17 protein-coding genes are annotated in these 18220 nt (G+C 51.7%); 1 reads left to right on the plus strand and 16 read right to left on the minus strand.

Features of this window, described 5'->3' with window-relative positions:
- Positions 1-81: 81 nt before the first annotated feature.
- The 14 genes from Q31b_RS21680 to Q31b_RS21745 form a co-directional block, all read right to left on the minus strand.
- On the minus strand, positions 82-2424 hold the full coding sequence (locus Q31b_RS21680; protein ID WP_146601742.1) for a carboxypeptidase-like regulatory domain-containing protein: 2343 nt from the start codon (positions 2422-2424) through the stop codon (positions 82-84).
- A gap of 770 nt (positions 2425-3194) precedes the next feature.
- Positions 3195-3380 carry a hypothetical protein gene (locus Q31b_RS21685; RefSeq protein WP_146601743.1) on the minus strand — a complete coding sequence of 62 codons (186 nt, stop codon included), beginning with the start codon at positions 3378-3380 and terminating at the stop codon, positions 3195-3197.
- Positions 3381-3495: 115 nt separating this feature from the next.
- Positions 3496-4725, minus strand: coding sequence for a DUF1559 domain-containing protein (locus Q31b_RS21690; protein ID WP_146601744.1), 1230 nt, complete (start codon positions 4723-4725; stop codon positions 3496-3498).
- Between the two features lie 177 nt (positions 4726-4902).
- A complete protein-coding gene (locus Q31b_RS21695) occupies positions 4903-5415 on the minus strand; it encodes a DUF1559 family PulG-like putative transporter (RefSeq protein WP_146601745.1) in 513 nt (170 codons plus the stop codon).
- Positions 5416-6274: 859 nt separating this feature from the next.
- Positions 6275-7984 (minus strand): Na(+)/H(+) antiporter subunit D, encoded by a 1710-nt coding sequence (locus Q31b_RS21700; RefSeq protein ID WP_231617748.1) that lies wholly within the window; start codon positions 7982-7984, stop codon positions 6275-6277.
- Positions 7974-8270, minus strand: coding sequence for a hypothetical protein (locus Q31b_RS21705; RefSeq protein WP_146601746.1), 297 nt, complete (start codon positions 8268-8270; stop codon positions 7974-7976). The genes Q31b_RS21700 and Q31b_RS21705 overlap by 11 nt, the downstream gene beginning before the upstream one ends.
- Before the next feature lie 28 nt (positions 8271-8298).
- Complete coding sequence (locus tag Q31b_RS21710) at positions 8299-9858, minus strand: proton-conducting transporter transmembrane domain-containing protein (protein WP_231617749.1); 1560 nt, start codon at positions 9856-9858, stop codon at positions 8299-8301.
- Positions 9855-11336, minus strand: coding sequence for a monovalent cation/H+ antiporter subunit D family protein (locus tag Q31b_RS21715; RefSeq protein ID WP_231617750.1), 1482 nt, complete (start codon positions 11334-11336; stop codon positions 9855-9857). The genes Q31b_RS21710 and Q31b_RS21715 overlap by 4 nt, the downstream gene beginning before the upstream one ends.
- The gene (locus Q31b_RS21720) at positions 11333-11746 is read right to left on the minus strand and encodes a cation:proton antiporter subunit C (RefSeq protein ID WP_146601747.1); all 414 of its coding nucleotides are present in this window, start codon (positions 11744-11746) and stop codon (positions 11333-11335) included. The genes Q31b_RS21715 and Q31b_RS21720 overlap by 4 nt, the downstream gene beginning before the upstream one ends.
- On the minus strand, positions 11743-12183 hold the full coding sequence (locus Q31b_RS21725; RefSeq protein WP_146601748.1) for a Na(+)/H(+) antiporter subunit B: 441 nt from the start codon (positions 12181-12183) through the stop codon (positions 11743-11745). The genes Q31b_RS21720 and Q31b_RS21725 overlap by 4 nt, the downstream gene beginning before the upstream one ends.
- Positions 12180-12758: a DUF4040 domain-containing protein gene (locus Q31b_RS21730; protein ID WP_146601749.1), complete on the minus strand. Its 579-nt coding sequence runs from the start codon at positions 12756-12758 to the stop codon at positions 12180-12182. Before Q31b_RS21730 ends, Q31b_RS21725 begins: the two co-directional genes overlap by 4 nt.
- Positions 12755-13177 carry a monovalent cation/H(+) antiporter subunit G gene (mnhG, locus tag Q31b_RS21735; protein WP_146601750.1) on the minus strand — a complete coding sequence of 141 codons (423 nt, stop codon included), beginning with the start codon at positions 13175-13177 and terminating at the stop codon, positions 12755-12757. The genes Q31b_RS21730 and mnhG overlap by 4 nt, the downstream gene beginning before the upstream one ends.
- Positions 13177-13464: a monovalent cation/H+ antiporter complex subunit F gene (locus Q31b_RS21740; protein ID WP_146601751.1), complete on the minus strand. Its 288-nt coding sequence runs from the start codon at positions 13462-13464 to the stop codon at positions 13177-13179. Before Q31b_RS21740 ends, mnhG begins: the two co-directional genes overlap by 1 nt.
- Positions 13461-13943 carry a Na+/H+ antiporter subunit E gene (locus Q31b_RS21745; RefSeq protein WP_146601752.1) on the minus strand — a complete coding sequence of 161 codons (483 nt, stop codon included), beginning with the start codon at positions 13941-13943 and terminating at the stop codon, positions 13461-13463. The genes Q31b_RS21740 and Q31b_RS21745 overlap by 4 nt, the downstream gene beginning before the upstream one ends.
- A gap of 176 nt (positions 13944-14119) precedes the next feature.
- On the opposite strand from Q31b_RS21745, the gene Q31b_RS21750 reads away from it, so the two are divergent.
- Positions 14120-15100: a patatin-like phospholipase family protein gene (locus Q31b_RS21750; RefSeq protein WP_146601753.1), complete on the plus strand. Its 981-nt coding sequence runs from the start codon at positions 14120-14122 to the stop codon at positions 15098-15100.
- Positions 15101-15614: 514 nt separating this feature from the next.
- Here the strand turns inward: Q31b_RS21750 and Q31b_RS21755 are convergent.
- Positions 15615-16952, minus strand: coding sequence for a HEAT repeat domain-containing protein (locus Q31b_RS21755; RefSeq protein ID WP_146601754.1), 1338 nt, complete (start codon positions 16950-16952; stop codon positions 15615-15617).
- 26 nt (positions 16953-16978) lie between these two features.
- Positions 16979-17986 (minus strand): DUF1573 domain-containing protein, encoded by a 1008-nt coding sequence (locus Q31b_RS21760; RefSeq protein ID WP_197172005.1) that lies wholly within the window; start codon positions 17984-17986, stop codon positions 16979-16981.
- Between the last annotated feature and the right edge of the window lie 234 nt (positions 17987-18220).

Consider the following 18220-nt stretch of genomic DNA (forward strand, 5'->3'; position numbering starts at 1 on the left):
TCGTTCTCGGCAAGCGAATGGAGATGGTTTGATTGCGTAACAAAACGGTGGGTTCCGAGTGGTCGACGTTGACCTATGTATTCAATCCTTTGCCGTCGTGTTGAGAGGAAAAAACTTGGCGGGAGCAATTACAATCTCTGTTTCGATATCGCTCGCTTGAATCATCGGTGTAGTCGCTAACATTTTCGTAAAGGAACCACCAGGACGAAAGATCGGATCAAGAGTAGCCGTCACACGAATCGGTCGGTTGGGGACGTCAAACAACTTTGTCCGATTGCCATCGCGTTGCCCAGCGATCATGCTCAGCACGACTTGCCCCGGATCAGGCAACAAAGACACGTTCGCCTGGGTGACATCGCGTCCGAGATGATTAACGACGCGGCAAACAGCGGTTCGGTTTCCCCTCAAAATCGATAACTCCGGGCCTGTGACTCGTTCAACACCTTCTTCCTTGCTGACCATTGCCGGTTCGTTGCCGATCAACGTCCACCCCTTCGTTAGTAACCCCGGCTGGATTGTGAGACCGTACTGATTGGCATCGGCTGCGATGACTTCGTAATGCCCGTCCGAATCGCTGACGCCTAAGAAATTCAACACTTGAAAGTTTTCTTCGTTTGAATGCTCCGCAGTGGCGACCGCACGAATGAGTCCGTGCGAAAGCGGTTGTTCGTTGAACGTCAAGACTCCATCAATTTTAACGGCTCGCTGTAGTCGGATTTTAACAATAGGTTGTTGCGTTGACTTCACCTTCAGCTCAGCAAAGAACTGGGGATCCACTTCGGGATAGATGACGGTAACAAGACGATCGCATTCAAAATCGAAGCAAGTTCGCACCTCGGCTTTACCGCTATTGTCGGTCAACGCAAACGTTCGATATTGCCCTTCGATCGACTGCGTCTGCAAAATAGGCTTTGACTTATTGCGGCCGGGCTTGCGATTCGGCGTCACCCAACACCGAACTTTTGCATCGGGCACCGGAGATCCATCGGGAAAAGTCACTTGGACCGGAAGCGGTGGTTGTGAATCGGATTCGACGAACCGAATTTCTCCGAGCGACTCCACATCGCGATCAGAAACGGATAACTCGATTTCAAGAGACTTCCCTTGACTGACGTACTGCTCTAGCTCACGATCACTCAGCCATCCCGGCATCAATCTTAGAGTCTTGCAACCATGCTCGACCAAAACACGAAAGGTTCCCGCTTCGTCCGTTCTTGCAAGCAATCGCCTACCATTCGTTTCGACAATCACATCCTTTATCGGTTCCTGCTGGGGCGCCGATCGGATCGTGCCACTTATCCATCGTCCGGCGACCAATTGATAGTCAGGCTGTGGCATTCCCTTTGCCACAGCTTTGCGATCAATCCTCCATTTCCAGCCTAGATCAGTGCTGTCTGGCGGAGGGATCACCTTCAGGGATGATACGTAGCGTGAGACTTCGACTTGATAACGTCCCCGTTCATCGACCGTGATCTGTTTGGTTGCTGATTTGATGATCGCACCGTCAGCCGGTTCGCCACTGCTATGCAAGACCGTTCCAGACAGGACGACTGCCATCTCAGGCCTCTTCGTAAGTGCAAACGGACTCGACCTAATCGCTTGGGCATGGGGTCCCGCTCTCAGCGGAGTATTGGTCCAACATTGCTCGTGGTTAACAAATACCTCTGTATTGGGCGGCAGGTTATTGAACAGGAATCGACCCCGTTTGTCTGTTTTTGTTTTCCATCCGCTGAGACCTAAGGGAGACAAATACGGAACAAGGGATTCCCCGCTGCGCTGCTGGAAAATGCTACCCAGCGCGACATCCTCGCCAACCACAACTTCTCCCGATTCATCATATAAAACGCCATAGACGGAGCCGCCAATCGGCTGGAGTTCCAAGTCGCAATCAATCCTCGAACGAGACAATAAGAGCTGCGGTGTTACCCAAGCGACACGATCAATGGGCGTCGCAGCAAACACGTAAACGGGGAATCCGTACCGCTCGATTCGGCCATCGAGCATAAAGTTGATCGACGATAGGTATGAATCGGAAGTTATATGTCGCTTACCCATTGCAGCGAAACGCTCATCCAGATCGCGAACGAATGCGGCATCCAAGGTGTATTCGCCATTCTCATCAGACGTTGTTTTGGAAATCAATTTCCATTGATTGTCCCAGTTCTGGACCCAGCAACCCACGCGTGCATCGGCGACCGGTTGTTGCATTTCATCAATCACTTTTCCGTGGATTTCCAGCGGATCGATTGAATTGGATTTCACGTCAGCATCTAGCTTCCAAGTTGCTGCACTATCGAATGCCGAAGCTGCCTTGACGTCTGAAAAGTCAACAACCTTGGTCGTCTCATTCGAGGCCAACTCGGATGAACAACCAACCGAAACAGTACAGGCAATCGCCAGGAGGCAAAGACCACGTTGATTCATCTCTAAACTCCACTCTCAGTCGTAGGGGTTATTGCGTATGGGATTGCCAGTCATACAACCTTAGCCATCCTAGCACAAAATAACTTGCCTACTACCTAAACCTTAACGGATAACTCGAGGCTCCAGTCGATGCCTGGAAATAGATAAAACGCAGTAGCGACATGAGTAGAAAAACCGAAGCGTCAACGAGAAGATATCCTGTCGATACCGGGGACGACAACCATACTCAACGAGCATATCGAGACCAACGCTTTGGTCGGAGTCGTTTTGTTTTCTGGTCCTGTTCGTCAGGCATGCCTAATGCTTCTTCATCCGTTTTGCCGTGTCAGCGCAACCAAAGCATCGTGAGCTCGGGCTGTGGTACGACCAGCGCCAATCCCTCATCGTCGCCAAGCCGCCCTCGTGCTTTGTCACAACGAAGAATGAGGGTAAGCATCTTTCGTGGCTTTTGCCAAGCCTCTAACGCCGAAACGGCTAATGAATCATTCGGGTCAGCGGAGGGCGAGTGTACTGATGAAATTTGCGTTTCGAGTCGGCTGGGTCAAGCCGCGGTAGCGGTGCCGATCCGGCTAGAAACCGGGACACCCTATAGGCCCATTCCAGACATAAAAAACGCCCGGAGAAACCGAGCGTTTGATGGTTGCTAGGGGCTGCCGAAACGAGCAAAAAAATAACCTCAGCGATCCCGGTTCAATCAGCCTTGCGATCATGGCCAAATGAACCGTAATGGACTGGTTTTTGCTGGTACCGAATCGTGTAACCGATCCCTATTACGGCATCTCCGCCGCCTGTTCCTTCTGGATCCTCTCTTGCTCTGCATTGTATTCGGCCCATTCATCGGGAGTCATGTCGGCAAACGTATTGGTACCGCCAGAGGAGGCCGTATCGCCGTCACAACCGACCATCGTCGACACGTACAGTGAAAGGAGTAAAACGAATAAACACGATCGAAACATTCCAAGTCTCCTAAAGACAATCCGCAATGATTAAAAAACATAAGTGAAACAGACAGAAAAATCGCACCACGGAAGACACTTCCGTGGTGCGATCAAATGTCAAACAAGGTGAGGGTTAAATCTCTTCGTCGATGACTTCCTTCGCACTGCGAGTGCCCAAAGCACCCCAAAGGCCGTAAGGACTCGCTCTACCAGGAGCCTGAGCCCCCGATCCACCCGACCAAACGGCGCCGGCAGTTGAGTTACCCGCGTCAATGGAGTCGGTCATGTATTTTACAGCTCCGTCACCCATCAATACATGACAACCACCTGAGTGATTACTCGACATCGTCCCGATTAGATCCAAGTCATCACCATTACTACGTGAACAAATCTCGCGGTTGGGAGGTAAGATCGTGAAACAAGTGGTGTAGATACCCTGAGCGTCGGCCCATCGGTAACCGCGAGCATTTCCTTCCCGGGAAGTACTTTGCCAACGCATTGGAGATTCAGGATCGACTCCATTTGCATGGTTGCCACAAATACTCGGGTTGTCACGCATATTTCGATTTGTCGTATCCAGGTTACCCCCGGTCAAATTGCCACCGGGCAATACCGTTCGCTTGTCTGAATCTTGGAGATACGTTGCGATTTCTCCCATCGCGATCGTATTGGAAAGACCATCAAGGATATCCCTGAACCCCATCGAATTTTTAATAAATGGCCGGAAGAATCCACGATGGGTGCTATTTGAGTCAGCGGCATTGTCCGCTGGATCGGTTCGATCTCGGTCCCATGTACCGTACATCGTATTGTAGGTGGAATCGCCTAGACAAGCCGCATAATTGGTTCGTCCAAGAGCAGGTCGGCCTTGCCCATCATCGCTCGGGCAGCGAAGGCCCGGAAACTCGGTAACCCAGGGAATGTAGTTAGCCTCATCGGGAGTTGGCCCCATCGGTGCCCATGGATTGGTTGGTGTTCCGATTCCTGCACCCGTATTCCCATCCGATCGCTGTGCGCTTGGGTTAGAAATTTGCTCCCAAGATGCTTGCTGTTCCATAAACGGCAAAATTCCCACCAACATACTCAGGCGGTAGTTATTGAACAGATCCGAATCGTTATAACATGCAAATCCTCCATTATTACCTGTGCCGCTGCCCTGCTTGGGTAGCTGGTTGAAGGCAGAGTGATAATTATGGATCGCCAAGCCGATTTGCTTGAAGTTATTGCTGCAGCTCATCCGTCTAGCAGCTTCCCGAGCGGCTTGAACTGCTGGTAGCAGCAAACCAACTAAAACGCCAATAATGGCAATGACCACCAACAACTCCACGAGCGTGAAGCCACGTTTTCTCAATCTCATACGCATTTTGAATACCTCAAATACATGACGATTACCGACGCTGGACCGTGCCAGCACCGTGTCTGAAGAAAAGAAAGTGGACTGATACGACAGTCCAAACAACAAGGAAAATCTCAATCTCTGTGCCTCGTTGCCAGCACCGCTGGCAACGAAACAAAAGTGCTTTTAGTACAAAAGAGCTTCTTAAAACTCTGTTTCGATAACTTCTTTGGCGGCCATAGTGCCCAAGGCACCCCCCAAGCCAAATGGGCTTTTATCGCCAGGGTTATTCTTAAAGATGATCATCTGGCCGCCTGTTTGATCGCCGGCCTCCATGGAATCCGTAATGAACTTCACGGCTCCATCGCCCATCAGAACGTGGTAACCGCTTTGCTGGTTGCTACGAGGCGGCAAAATCCCATCGGTATTGGCATTATCGCCATTCATGCAGAGCGTTGAATTTGGCGGATTGATTGTCGTCATACCCGTGAACAGAGCGCGTCCATACACCCTGCGGAAACCACGTCGCTCTTCCGAACTGGTAATCGTTCCGTATGCAGCGGAAGTAGAATCCCAGAATTGAGGTCTTTGCGTATCGCGAAATCGGTCACAATCGCCAGCCACACCGGCGTCGGTCAAAAGATTTCCATCGACCGCATCAACCCGACGCGCGCGGACATAGGCATCAGCGAACAAGGACGAATAAGACAACTTCATTTCGAAGACCCGTGCAAACGAGAAAGAGGAAAAAACTACGGAGATTTACTGTTGGGCAGAAATATTATGGAGCGCCGTTGTTGGCACTCCATCGATCGACGCCTTCATTCTCGGCGCCGCGCAAGTACACGTTAAAAATGCAGACTAGGGAAGAACACCCTCCGCAATCATGAGATGATGCAAATCGAGAAAAACTCTAGGAAGCTGCTAACGACCACTTAAAACCTCGCCAGAACGGGGATCACCCCCCACTCCCCCGGAAGCAACCTCTAAAATCGAGCAAAACCATCCGCCAAGTGATCAGCCAACTCCATGGGAATCCAGTATAGGGACAAAATTCGCAACGGTCAATAAATACAAGGAGAATATAAGCACCGTCCGCATTATTTTTTTTCGGCAAAGTGTTAATGATTTGCGACACGATAAGATGGAAACAGAAAGATTCGCAGAAGGTATCAATGTCTGGAAAGGGACCAATACGCGTCAATCCAAAGGGCATTGGGGAGTCGTTTTGTGGAAACGAAGCAGTCTTAGAGCAGCTCGGTTCTTGCCTCTGCCATTTTTGTCAACAGCCTCCTCGGGATGTTTATCGTCTGCCGCTGTTCAATCAAAACGCCAGTCTTTCATCTGGCAGTCTGCGCACTTGATTCTGCGCACTTGATTGTCAAGCTGCGAGCGTGATCATGCGGCTTTCAATACGGACATCGCCCGCGTGCGCGAACGCTGTACTTGAAGCCGCTGTGGCGGTGCCGACCCGGCGAGGAAAACCGGGAGATGCTTTCCCGTTGCCAAGTGGTGGGTGCGGGGGCTCCCAATTGTCGAGCCAGTCTACCTGCTGCTTGTCGGTTCTACCTACAAACTACGACCGCAAATAGTACAAAACCAAGCATACCGCTAACAAGAAAGTGGACCAGAACGTCATGGTGCTCGTTGACCACGTACGACCAAGTAGCCCCTGTTCATTGAAACGAGTCCTTGCGTCAAAAACGATATGGCGAAGTATCGCAAGCACTCCCTGACGCAAAAACTGATCGATCGAACGGACGCCCTTTCTGGTTACCGCAACCAACTTCGGTAGCGCCCGCCGATAGATCCAATCGGTGTCCAAATTGGTGGCACGCTGTTCCGATGGGTAGAGTCCAGTCTTCATCAAAAACACAAACGCCAACGCTGCGAACAACAATAGCTGCAACTGTGTGACGACGTGAGTGACGGTGTAAGGATGGTATTCGACATCGTTGGGCAATAGCCGATAGAGCAATGGATAGGCAATCCCAAGTCCGATACAGAAAAACGAGGCGATCCCCATCGCAACCAACATGTTCATCGGCGCTTCTTTGACCCGCTTGCCGGAATCGTGCGCGAAAAACGCAAAGAACGGAATCTTGATGCCCGAGTGCTCCATCACCCCCGCTGACGCGATCAACAAGATCAACCAGGTGATGAACTGATGTTCTTCGGCCGCAGCACTGATAATCATCGATTTACTGATAAAACCACTGAGCAGCGGAAAACCAGAAATCGCCCCCGCTCCGATGATGCAAAATGCAGTCGTCCAAGGCATCGATTTATGTAGGCCACCGAGTTCGGTCGCCTTTACCGTTCCGACTCGGTACAAGACCGCTCCCATCGACATGAACAACAATGACTTGTAAATGATGTGGCAAAACGCGTGGGCAATGGTTCCGTTGATCGCCAAGTCGCTACCAATCCCAATCCCAACGACCATAAACCCGAGCTGATTGTTCAAGCTGTAAGCCAGTACTCGACGCAAATCGTTTTCGATCACGGCAAATACGATTGGGAACAACGTCATGATGCAGCCAACCCAAATCAACGGCTCGAAACCAGCGAAGCCTCGGATCAATGAATAGACGGCCAACTTGGTCGTGAACGCACTCAAAAATACCGAGCCCGTCACCGTCGCCTTGGGATAGGAATCCTGCAACCAATTGTGCAGCAGTGGAAACGCACACTTGATCCCAAAGGCAAACAAGATCAAGCATGCCGATGCGCTCAGCGGCTCTCCTTCAACAACCATCTTGGTAAACTCAAGCGACCCCGTTTCGACGAGACGCATGATCGCACCGGAAAGCAATAACACTCCTGATGTGACTTGGATGATCAAATATCGCATCCCGGCGCGATAGGAGCGTTCATTGTTACTGGCCCAAATCAAAAAGACACTCGAAAGAGCTGTCAATTCCCAGTAAACAAACAACGTTAGCAGATCACCTGCGCAACAAGCACCGATGGCGGCACCGGCGTAAACGATTCCCGATACGTGTTGCCGCGTGTCGCGAACATGCAGCGCATAGATCGCTGATACAATCGCTGCGATATGAAACACGATGCCAAAAATGCGACTCGTCGCATCGATGCGAACCATTTCAAGCGTTGTCCCAAACAACTCAATGTGTCCGAAACTCGTTTCACTTGTCAAGCAAAACAGCAACAAACTAAGCAGCGACAATGCCAGTACCACGATCGCTTGGAGACGTTGCGCAAAGAATGGCAATACCAACGCGCCGAGGATCATGATCAAACCAGGTGGAATGTTATCGATCATAATAATCCTCGGGTCTCGAAACAAAAATCCTTAACAAACGACCTAAAAAGACGACAACGACAAAAGCGATAAATCCAAACCAGGCTTGGAATCCGATCACATTTTCCCAGGCGGGGAAATGTGGATGCGGGTTCGTGTAAAAGAAATCGGCTAGAACTAACAGAACGCAAACGACCACCAACGCAATCACCATCTTGTTGATGTTGCTCGGTCTTTCAAACCAACTCGGATCGTCATGTCCATTGGCGTGAACCGATTCACCGCTGTTTTGGGAAGAGTCATTCATAAGGATTAAAATCGTATTGAGAACGAGCTTATTTCGTCGTAATGGGCAGCAAAACGTCGTAGATCCACTCGGCGCTAAAGAACAACATGACGCTCAACAAGGCAGTGATGCAAAGCGGGACGACGCACATCCAAGGTGCCTCCTGAATCCCGCTGCCTGTGTCCCCACTGTCTGTGTCCCCGCTGCCTGTGTCCCCACTGTCTGTGTCCCCGCTGTCTGTGAAATTGTGGTCGCCGATGGAATCGGTTTCTAACGGAGCCATAAACGCGCGAATGGGGATCGGGATCAAGTAGGCGATATTCAATAATGAACTAATCATCAATGCCGCCAACAACAGATAGAGGTGTGCCTCGACCGTTCCAATCGCCAAAAACCATTTGCTCCAGGCGCCACCGCCCGGTGGCAATCCGATGATGCTAACCGCGGCAACCAAGAAAGCAGCAAACGTGAATGGCATTTTCCGCCCCAACCCTCGCAGTTCACTGATGTTCGTCTTATGAGCGGCGACGTAGATCGCACCCGCACAAAAGAAGAGCGTGATTTTGCCGACCGCATGCATCGCAATGTGCATGCCACCACCGATCACACTGTTCGGAGTCGCCAACGCCGCGCCAAGCGTGATGTAGGCTAACTGGCTAATGGTGGAGTAAGCCAAGCGAGCTTTCAGATTATCTTTGCTCATTGCAACCAATGAAGCGATGAGTATCGTCGCGCCGGCAACGTAAGCTAACCAAACGCTAACGCCACTGAGCTGTAGCAAATCGATGCCGAAAATGTACACGACCACTTTTAGCACCGAGAAGACGCCGACCTTTACGACGGCGACCGCGTGCAACAGAGCACTAACGGGTGTCGGAGCGACCATCGCAGCGGGCAGCCAACGATGAAATGGCATGAGCGCGGCCTTGCCAATGCCAAATGCAAATAGCCCCAGCAAGACGCCGAGCTGCAGATCATTGATTTTACCATCGGCATACGCAAAGTTTAAAATCCCACCAGGCGTAAAATCGAGCGTACCGGCTAGAAACCAAGTCCAGGCGACCGCCAACATGAAGAACGCGATCGATGTCGAAAGCAATATTCCCAAGTAGACTCGCCCACCATCGCGTGCTGCCTTGGTGCCGTGATGGGTAACGAGCGGGTAGGTCGACACGGTCATCAATTCATAAGCGACAAATAATGTAAAAAGATTGCTGGAGAACGCGGCAGCCATTGCGGCGAAAATCGCAATCGCGAAACAGCAATAGAATCGAGTTTGATGCTGTTCATGATGACCACGCATATAGCCGATTGCATAAACACTTGTCAGAATCCACAAGCCGGATGCAACGAGTGCGAACAGCATTCCAAGCGGTTCGACTTTGAAAGCGATTTCGAAGCCTGGGATCATTTCGCCCACGGACCACATCGGTCGCTCGCCCGCAAAGACATGACTTGCCAATCCACAAGTGACCAAAAACAGCATGCCAGAAACCGCTAACATGCACGCTTCACGTACGTTTGGCCATTCACCAAACGCATTGATGAGCAGCAACGCGACCAATGGCAAAACCAGAGCTGCGACGATCAAGTTCTCTGGGGTCATCATGGTGCGACTCCCAATAGCGACGCAGCCGCAGCCGCAGCCAAGTCAGCCGAATACGTCGTCCAAAAACCGAACAACAAAATCGATCCCATCATCAGGTAGGTTGGCACAAGCATTGTTAGCGGAGCCTCTTTTGCAGCCGCCGTTACCTCCGTCGGCTCGCTAAAGAACAGCGTCTCGACGACTCGCCATACATACACGACCGCCAACAGCGAACTGAGAAGCATTAAGACGGCAACGATAACATGGTGGGTTTGAAACGCGGACGTTAGTAGTAGCCATTTACTAACAAAGCCAGCGGTTAGGGGAACACCGATCAAACCGAGTCCACCAATGGCCCAAGCCGTCGACGTCCATGGCATCGTCCGCCCGGCACCACGCCAATCGGAAAGCTGAACCGAGCCAAGCTGCAGAGCGAAACAGCCAACCACCATAAACAAGCCACCTTTGATGATCGCGTGATTGAACATATGACTAATCCCGGCAGTCAAGCCTGCTTGATTGGCCATACTAATACCGAGCAAGATGTAGCCGATTTGGGCAATACTCGAATAGGCCAACAAACGCTTTACGTTTTCTTGGAAAATCGCAGCCGTCGATGCCGCAAAGATCCCGACGAGTGCCAAAACCATAAGCGCCGTTCGCAGCGGTAACTGCTCGAACGCGAATTGCATCGTAAAAATGCTGAACACGATTCTCAGCAATGCGTAAACCGATACCTTGGTCGCTGTCGCAGCAATAAAGCAAGTGACCACCGAAGGAGCATAGGTGTAGGCATTTGGCAGCCAAGAATGAAGTGGAAAGACAGCGACTTTGATAAACAGACCGATCGTCATGAAGGCAAACGCGACCAAAACGGTTCGCGGCCCATGGTCGATCGGCAAACGGCCAGCAATATCCGCCATGTTCAGCGTGCCGGTCATTTGGTAGACCAATCCGATTCCGATCAAGATGAACGTCGCCCCCACACTGCCTAAAATCAAGTAGTGGAAAGCTGCCAGCGGAGCACGTCGCGTTCGGCCTAAACTGATCAGTGCATAAGATGATAACGACGAAATTTCCAAAAACACAAACAGATTAAACAGGTCTCCGGTGATGCAAATCCCCAATAACCCCGTTAGGCAAAGCAGGTAGGTTGCAAAGAACAGATAGTGTTTCGATTCAGGGATTTCTTTGGCAATACTGGCCGGTGCATAAGTCATCACCATCGCTCCGAGAGCCGAGACGAACATCACCACAAAGCTACTCAAACCATCGGCAACGTACTCGATTCCATACGGCGGTTCCCAGTTGCCGATGTTGTATCGGATGACCCCTTCGGAGGAAACTTTTATCATCAAAGCCACCGCAATTGCAAACACCGCATAGGTGGTCAACAAACAAATCGCGTAAGCCGCCCGTCGATGGCCGACCAACACGCATAGGGGGGCAGCCATCAATGGGATGACGATTAGTAGGATTGGCAAATTGAAATCGATCACGATTGAAGATCCATTTCTAAGACTTCGCTTTCATCGATCGTGCCGTATTCTTCACGAATTCGAACGATCAATGCGAGTGCTAACGAGGTGGTCGCAATACCGACGACGATCGCGGTAAGCATCAGAACACTCGGAAGTGGATTGGAGTAAATGATCGCCTCGGCTGCCGCATGTCCAGTCGCTGCCTCGGCCGCATGTCCATTCGCGATTGCTGGCGGAACAATCGGTGCCGTGCCTCCTTCCACTTTTCCCATCGTCACGTACATCAGAATGACGGATGTTTGAAAGATGTTTAACCCCAACACGACCTTCACCATGTTTTGGCTGGCGATCACAATATAGAACCCCGTCATCATCAAACAAATCACGATCCAATAATTGTATAGCCCAAAAATTTGCTCCAAATTCATGTGACTCGTCTCCTGCCCGCGAATAAATAGAAGATCATCGTCATCACAGCCGTCACGGTAATACCGACACCACATTCCACCAAAAAGATGCCTAGGTGCTGGCCCGCCGGAACACCGTAATCGGTCAACCAATTATGTTCGAGCATTTCGTAGTCGAGAAAATGACCTCCGAGGAACATCGTCAAAAAGCCGGTGCCCGCGTAGATGCTGACGCCCAGCGCCATCAGTTTTTCGACCGTTCGCGGTGGAGCAACCTGCTGAACGGCAGGCAAGCCGAACACCAATCCATACAAAATCAATGCTGACGCCAAGATCACCCCCGCTTGAAATCCGCCCCCCGGTCCAAAGTCGCCATGAAATTGGACGTAGAAAGCAAACAACAAGATGTACGGAATCAGAATCTTGGTAATGATTCGAATGATAGGAAACGCTCTCATTTGGTTGACGCTCCGAATGTTGAGTCTTTGCCAACCAAGTCGCTCGACGGTGTCTTGTCTCGACGCAAAATAAGCATCACGGCAATACCAGCCGTTAAAACCACGGTCGTTTCTCCGAGCGTGTCGTAGCCACGATAGCTAGCCAAAATCGAAGTCACAATGTTGGGTAGTCCATGCATGTCATGCAAGGACCGCTCAACAAACGATGGGGAGGGATGCAGGTGAATCGGTGCTTGTGGATCCGCAAAATGCGGCATGTCGAGCGTGCCGTAGCCTAGGATTAGTCCGGTCGTTAAGACCAATACGAGCGGCAGCACTCGAATTCGCTTGAGACGCGGTATTCGATTGCCGGTCAGTTTTAAGGTGCCAAGCATCAATACCGTTGAGATCCCAGCACCGACCGCCGCCTCGGTAAACGCCACATCGGGTGCATCAAGAACCAGCATCCAACTTGCACTCAAAAAGCTGTAGATACCCGTAAACATGATCGCGGCCCACAAGTCTCGAAGCCGAGCAATGGTGACAGCCGTGACGACCAGAAAAGCCAGAATGGAAAAATCGATCAATAAACTCATGCTGACTCGGTTCCCTTCTCTTGCGAAGCCGACTTGATCGCGTCCTTCTGCTCTGCTATCGCAGGCCCGCCTGACTCAGAGCGGCCGGATCCAGAGCGGCCCGCCCGGCGACTCGAATCCAAGTCGACGCCTGGCATAAAGCTGTGTTCCATCGCTGATCGCGCCAGTGCGTGGCAAGAACTCGGGCTCGTGATCAGCAGGAAGAAAAGAATCGCAACAAGCTTCAACGTTGTGAGGCTAAGTCCCGATTGACACATCAACCCAGCAACAATCAATCCAGCACCCATCGTGTCGGTTATCCCGGCACCGTGCATTCGAGAATAGAATTCGGGGAGTCGTACAATTCCAATCCCGCCGATCATCGAAAAGATCGACCCCGTAATCAACAACACCCAACTGAAAATATCCCAAAGGCTCATCACGCCGGCTCCTGATCCGCTAAAGATTCGTCGTGGGTAAACCTTAGCAAAGCGACCATGCCAATGAAGTTCATCAAGCTGTAGAGTAGTGCCAGATCGAGGAAATCATCACGAGTCGTCATGAAGTCAACAACGCATATAAAAAGCACGGTCTTTGTGCCGAATGTGTTGAGGGCCAAAACGCGGTCGAAAACCGTTGGCCCACAAATCGCCCGGGTCAACGCCAATGACATCGTCAGCAGAATTCCAATCGCTGTAATCGCAAACATCCAATCAATGTTGTTCATCTCGCCCCCTCCAATTCGCAAACTTTACGGTCCATTTCGCCCGCGATATCCTCGTCGGCCTCCACCTGTGAGAGCGCATGGATGGAAATGTTGTCGTCGTCCAAACAGATCGAAACGGTTCCGGGAGTCAACGTGATTGAATTCGCCAAAATGACGCGTCCCAATTCCGTTTTAGGGCCCATCTTGGTCGTCACCACACAGCGACGCAGAGGAAGATCGCGAGACAAGATGATCTTGGCAACCGTCAAGTTTGATTTGACGACTTCCATTCCCAGATAGGGGATATACCTCGCCAACGGCAGAATGCCTAATTCTAACGGAGTCCCTTCCTCGTCCACGATTTTCATTCGCAGCGATAACCACAAGCAGAAAAAACTGGAAAGTACACCGAGCGATAACAGAAATGGATTGTCAAAATGACCTGACCAAACACACCAAGAGGCGAATAGCAATCCAAGTAAAATCAGTGAGTATTTCATGAACAAATTCCATCCCATTCATCGCGAAAGAGCGAACGAGCGGTAAATATAGTGCGACATTTACTTTCTTGAACAGGGCGGCTCAGCGAGCAAAGCCGGTTGTGGCTAGGATTTAGTAGAAAAACAGACGCCAAACCGTTCGCTTCTCTATAATGCATCCATTGAGAGTCGCCTCTATGAAACTGACCAACTTTCTCCGAAATCGAACCGCAAAGGGACAAAACGAGCCGATGCAAGCTCCGCGGATGCGGCGAGCCGTGATCGCTCTCGGAGGTGGCGGTGCCAGAGGACTTGCCCATCTGGGGGCGATCCAGGCGATCGGTGAGGCAGGAATCCGAATCGAACGATTTGTCGGAGTCAGTTTGGGAGCGATGGTAGGTGCAATGTGCGCCGCAGAACCGTCGGCTCCGAAAGTGCAAGCTCAAGCGCTGGAGTTTTTGTCGTCAGAGGCTTTTTCGCGGGACCAGCGACGATTGTTTGGTTCGACGAAACAGCCTATGGATGATTCGCAGAGTACCCTGATCGCTTGGTACAACCGCGTCAAGCATCTCTATTCCGCGCACCGCCGGTTAACTCGGGCGGCCACAACGCGATCTTTGCTGCCGTCGGAGTTGTTGGCTGCTGCTGTCGATGCCCTTATTCCTGATCGGCAGTTTTCTGATTTGCCAAGATCCCTCAGTATCGTCGCGGTCGATCTTCGCAGCGGCCATCGGGTCGTCATTGAAAACGGATCGGTTCGCCAAGCGGTGCTGGCATCGATGGCAATCCCAGGCATTTTTCCTCCCGTGGATATCGATGGAATGCTGCTCGCTGACATTGGGGTGATCGATTCCCTGCCATCGATTGTGGCAAAAACTTACGCATCCGATTTGTCGATCGCCGTCGATGTGGGCCAGTATCCAAACCGAGTCGAGGATTGCACCACCGCGCTCGATGTGATGATGCGCATGCAGGATATCGGCGAGAGAATGATGCGCCGCGAAAAGCGAGAGGCCTCCGATATCGTGATTTGCCCTCAGCTGGATAGCATCGAGTGGTTCGATTTCCGCAAACCACTTTGGATTATTGAACGCGGGCACGCAGCCGCCCATCAAAAGTTGAAAGCTTGGCGCGCGGAAACTCGCAGGCCGCTGGAAACTCGTAGGCCGCCGCCTTGATCGAACCCGACCGGATATTGCAATCCTATTCCCGTGAGCGTTCGCGACCGGATACGCGTTTTGCGTACCCGGCCCGTGAGATTGGTGATGAATCGGCGGCTCATGCCAAAGAGACATCGACGGAAACCAGCCCGTGGCCGCAAGCTGGTTGACGAAATAACCTCACGCAAGGCGAACTCGCGGAAGACGCTCAAGTACGAATGGAAAGATGGGTGGACATCTGTTGGTCAACCATGACTTCGCGATGCGTTTTGCATTTAGGAGCGACAGGACTAGGGTACGTCGTTCACCGCACCGGTCAACCTCCGATTTTACAAATTCCTTCCAGCCGAGTCGCCGGAAAGAGCGTAAAGCCTTCTGCATAAGTAAGTTAAGAATTTTGACCCGATTTTTCGAGCGACGCCCCACAGACCCCCCGAACATGGTTTTCGACGCTAGCAATAGCAGCCACATGATTGTCTAGCTCGCCCGGGGGGTGGAAGCAGAGATTGATGACCAGCAGGGGGCGTCTCACCTAGCGGAGTTTCAAAACCCGTCGGATGCGGGCGTTTACGATCGGGTCGCGTTCTTGCTCGAGTCGACTTCGTAGAGTTTGCATCATCTCGGGGTCGTTCATTGTCGCGATCACCGAGATCGTTTTCAGCCTCACCTCGCGGTACGAATCGTTGAGCAAAATGGCGAGCCAGGGTCGAGGATTCTCGATTCGTGAACGTGCAATCGCGTCGACGAGTGCTAAACGCGACGCGGAATCAGGCGATGCAATCTGAGTCGCAATCTCGATCTGCTGTGCCGAGAAACCACGCCGCATCAGTTCCAATTTGGCCTTCTGCCGAAGGGATGCCTCTTCACTGCCGAGCCAATGGATGACCGATTGGTCGTCGTAGGATTCAAACGCGGAATCGGTTAAATAACTGGTGGGAACAATCGTACCGTTTGCAGCAGGCGGCGATTGCGTGACAGCGAGCGGAGAAGCAGAAACAGGCACGGTCTCCGCCGCCAAGGAGTCGGGTTTGGTCGCTTGGATATCACGCAAAACAATGTTTTCACCTGATTCAACGGGTCGCAGTTTCGATGCACTCGACCGATAAACGGACGCACCTGGCTTTGATTCTTGCGAGGGTTGCTCATCCGATGGAATGTGCGACGATGTTTCGCGGGACTGCGGGGTTGGCCAATCGGTCCACGCCCCGAAACTCTCCGCATCCGCAACGGGCAACGGCTTTGAGCGGACCATTAAACGCACCGGAGCGTTCTGGTCGAGCGGTTGGGTATCGAGGACGCTCGGCCCTGAACCCGTGCTGAGCGACATACTGCCGAGCGTTTGAGAGGCGAAATTGTAGAGGTTCTTTGAAGCAGCGTCATCTTTTTGCACCGACTCCATAATCGTTTGCTGGATCAAGGAAGTCGTCCATCCGGTGCGTCCCTCTGGGATTGCAGAGGAGATCCGGGCGAGTTGTTTAACGAGTTCTTCATGGTAGGTTCGCGAGTCCGACCAGTCAAAAGAGGTCCAATGGTTTTGCGATTGCCGAAGCAATTCGCAAGCGGTCCGAGCGACCTCGGTTTCTGGATCAAGGATGGCATCGACAAGTGGTTCGATTGCCGGAATACCAAGCTCCGAGATTTGAGCCAATCGCTGCTGCTTTTCGGGCACCTGCAATTCACTAAAGCCGCTCATCAAACGGTTTACAATCCATTGGCGGCTTTGGCTACCGACGGCAAGGGTCACGCCAAACAAGAGCGTGATCATGGCAAAGAACTTTGCAGCCGTTCGGAAGGAGGACCTGGACGGACGGTTGCCATCAACGTGCAGAGCAAATGGGTTGGGGTGATTCGTGAAGTCGCCGGATTGCATTGCAAGTTCATTCGTAACAAAGTGGTTTACTTGGCGGACAACGTTCCGGTGACGATACAATCTGCAGACGGATCGCCGGGCAAATCCGTGATGATGCGAATCGTTTGAGAGATCTGAGCGGCTTGTCCATCTCCTTCGAACTTCATTTTGACGAAGTGCAACTTTTTACTGCCGACGGGAACTTCGAATGTAAATCGCTTGTCGTCGCAAACGACTTCTTTCACGGAAAAAGGCTCATCTCCTTTGACAACCAAGCGTTTTTCAACAACGGCGTCGGCGGATGTCGATCCCAACGTCACCGCGGCTGGCGAAACACTCAACGCGGCTCGAGCGCGGCCTGAAATCGCCATTTCGGTGGTCGGAAAACTGCGATCGTTGCTGATCAGCGTCAATCGCTCTTGAATCTCACCTTCCGGTACATCCTCTTGCATCGTGACATGCATCCGATAACGCACCAATCCAGGCGATAGCTCAGGTTGTCCGAGCGAAACCTTCAAGTTGCTGCAGTGGCTGCGGACGTCGGTGATTCGCCAGTTGCTGTTACCGGTATGCGAGATGACCACATCACGCTCTTGGGGTTTACCCGATCGGAATTCGCCGAATGCGACTTCGGGTGGATCAAACGTGATGTCAGTACGGATGTAGCCGCTGACCTTCAATTGAACTTCCGCGTAATAGGGCTTATCGAATACGACCGTAAAAGTCGCTCCCTTCTTGCCAACGAACGTACTGGTGTTGAACGTCGCGACGACCGCTCCGGTCTCGTGAGTTTTGAGGGTATCTTTGGTGACCGAAGGGGTGGTGCATCCACAACTGCTTCGCACCGCCGCAATATGCACATCCTCTTCGTAGAGATTGGTGAGTTCGAAATGGAACTCCGCTTTCGCGCCGCGTCCGACCGTTCGGAAATCGTGAGATTGGACCTTGAACATCTTGTCTGCCCAATTCTGGGCTCGCAGCGGTGTTCCCGAGAAAAAGCCACCCACCACCATACCTACGAACAATACGAAACAGCGACTCAACATTGAACCCATGCCAGGAAAGAGGAATTAAATGAAGACGAGAATTTCAACCGCTGCACCATAGCAACATTTCTTGGATGTCTAAAGACAGATTTTGACAGTTTACGATTTGAGCCCAAGTGCAAAATAACACGATCCCGTTAGCATCAGGCGAAGGCCTTTTAACTTCGGTCCACTCAACGAGTGTTTGATTCGCGATGACGAGTGCTCCCCAAACGGAGTGCTCTCCAAAGGCAGAGGACGAAT

Origin of the sequence: Novipirellula aureliae (assembly GCF_007860185.1) — a bacterium.
GTDB lineage: Bacteria > Planctomycetota > Planctomycetia > Pirellulales > Pirellulaceae > Novipirellula_A > Novipirellula_A aureliae.

Bases quoted from the DNA above. Each gene is read 5' to 3' on its own strand.
- Q31b_RS21685 (WP_146601743.1), bottom strand. From the start codon at position 3,380: ATGTTTCGATCGTGTTTATTCGTTTTACTCCTTTCACTGTACGTGTCG.
- Q31b_RS21710 (WP_231617749.1), bottom strand. From the start codon at position 9,858: ATGATGACCCCAGAGAACTTGATCGTCGCAGCTCTGGTTTTGCCATTG.
- Q31b_RS21700 (WP_231617748.1), bottom strand. From the start codon at position 7,984: ATGATCGATAACATTCCACCTGGTTTGATCATGATCCTCGGCGCGTTG.
- Q31b_RS21680 (WP_146601742.1), bottom strand. From the start codon at position 2,424: ATGAATCAACGTGGTCTTTGCCTCCTGGCGATTGCCTGTACTGTTTCG.
- mnhG (WP_146601750.1), bottom strand. From the start codon at position 13,177: ATGAGCCTTTGGGATATTTTCAGTTGGGTGTTGTTGATTACGGGGTCG.
- Q31b_RS21760 (WP_197172005.1), bottom strand. From the start codon at position 17,986: ATGGGTTCAATGTTGAGTCGCTGTTTCGTATTGTTCGTAGGTATGGTG.
- Q31b_RS21705 (WP_146601746.1), bottom strand. From the start codon at position 8,270: ATGAATGACTCTTCCCAAAACAGCGGTGAATCGGTTCACGCCAATGGA.
- Q31b_RS21740 (WP_146601751.1), bottom strand. From the start codon at position 13,464: ATGAACAACATTGATTGGATGTTTGCGATTACAGCGATTGGAATTCTG.
- Q31b_RS21690 (WP_146601744.1), bottom strand. From the start codon at position 4,725: ATGCGTATGAGATTGAGAAAACGTGGCTTCACGCTCGTGGAGTTGTTG.
- Q31b_RS21695 (WP_146601745.1), bottom strand. From the start codon at position 5,415: ATGAAGTTGTCTTATTCGTCCTTGTTCGCTGATGCCTATGTCCGCGCG.
- Q31b_RS21745 (WP_146601752.1), bottom strand. From the start codon at position 13,943: ATGAAATACTCACTGATTTTACTTGGATTGCTATTCGCCTCTTGGTGT.
- Q31b_RS21750 (WP_146601753.1), top strand. From the start codon at position 14,120: ATGAAACTGACCAACTTTCTCCGAAATCGAACCGCAAAGGGACAAAAC.
- Q31b_RS21755 (WP_146601754.1), bottom strand. From the start codon at position 16,952: ATGCAATCCGGCGACTTCACGAATCACCCCAACCCATTTGCTCTGCAC.
- Q31b_RS21730 (WP_146601749.1), bottom strand. From the start codon at position 12,758: ATGAGTTTATTGATCGATTTTTCCATTCTGGCTTTTCTGGTCGTCACG.
- Q31b_RS21725 (WP_146601748.1), bottom strand. From the start codon at position 12,183: ATGAGAGCGTTTCCTATCATTCGAATCATTACCAAGATTCTGATTCCG.
- Q31b_RS21720 (WP_146601747.1), bottom strand. From the start codon at position 11,746: ATGAATTTGGAGCAAATTTTTGGGCTATACAATTATTGGATCGTGATT.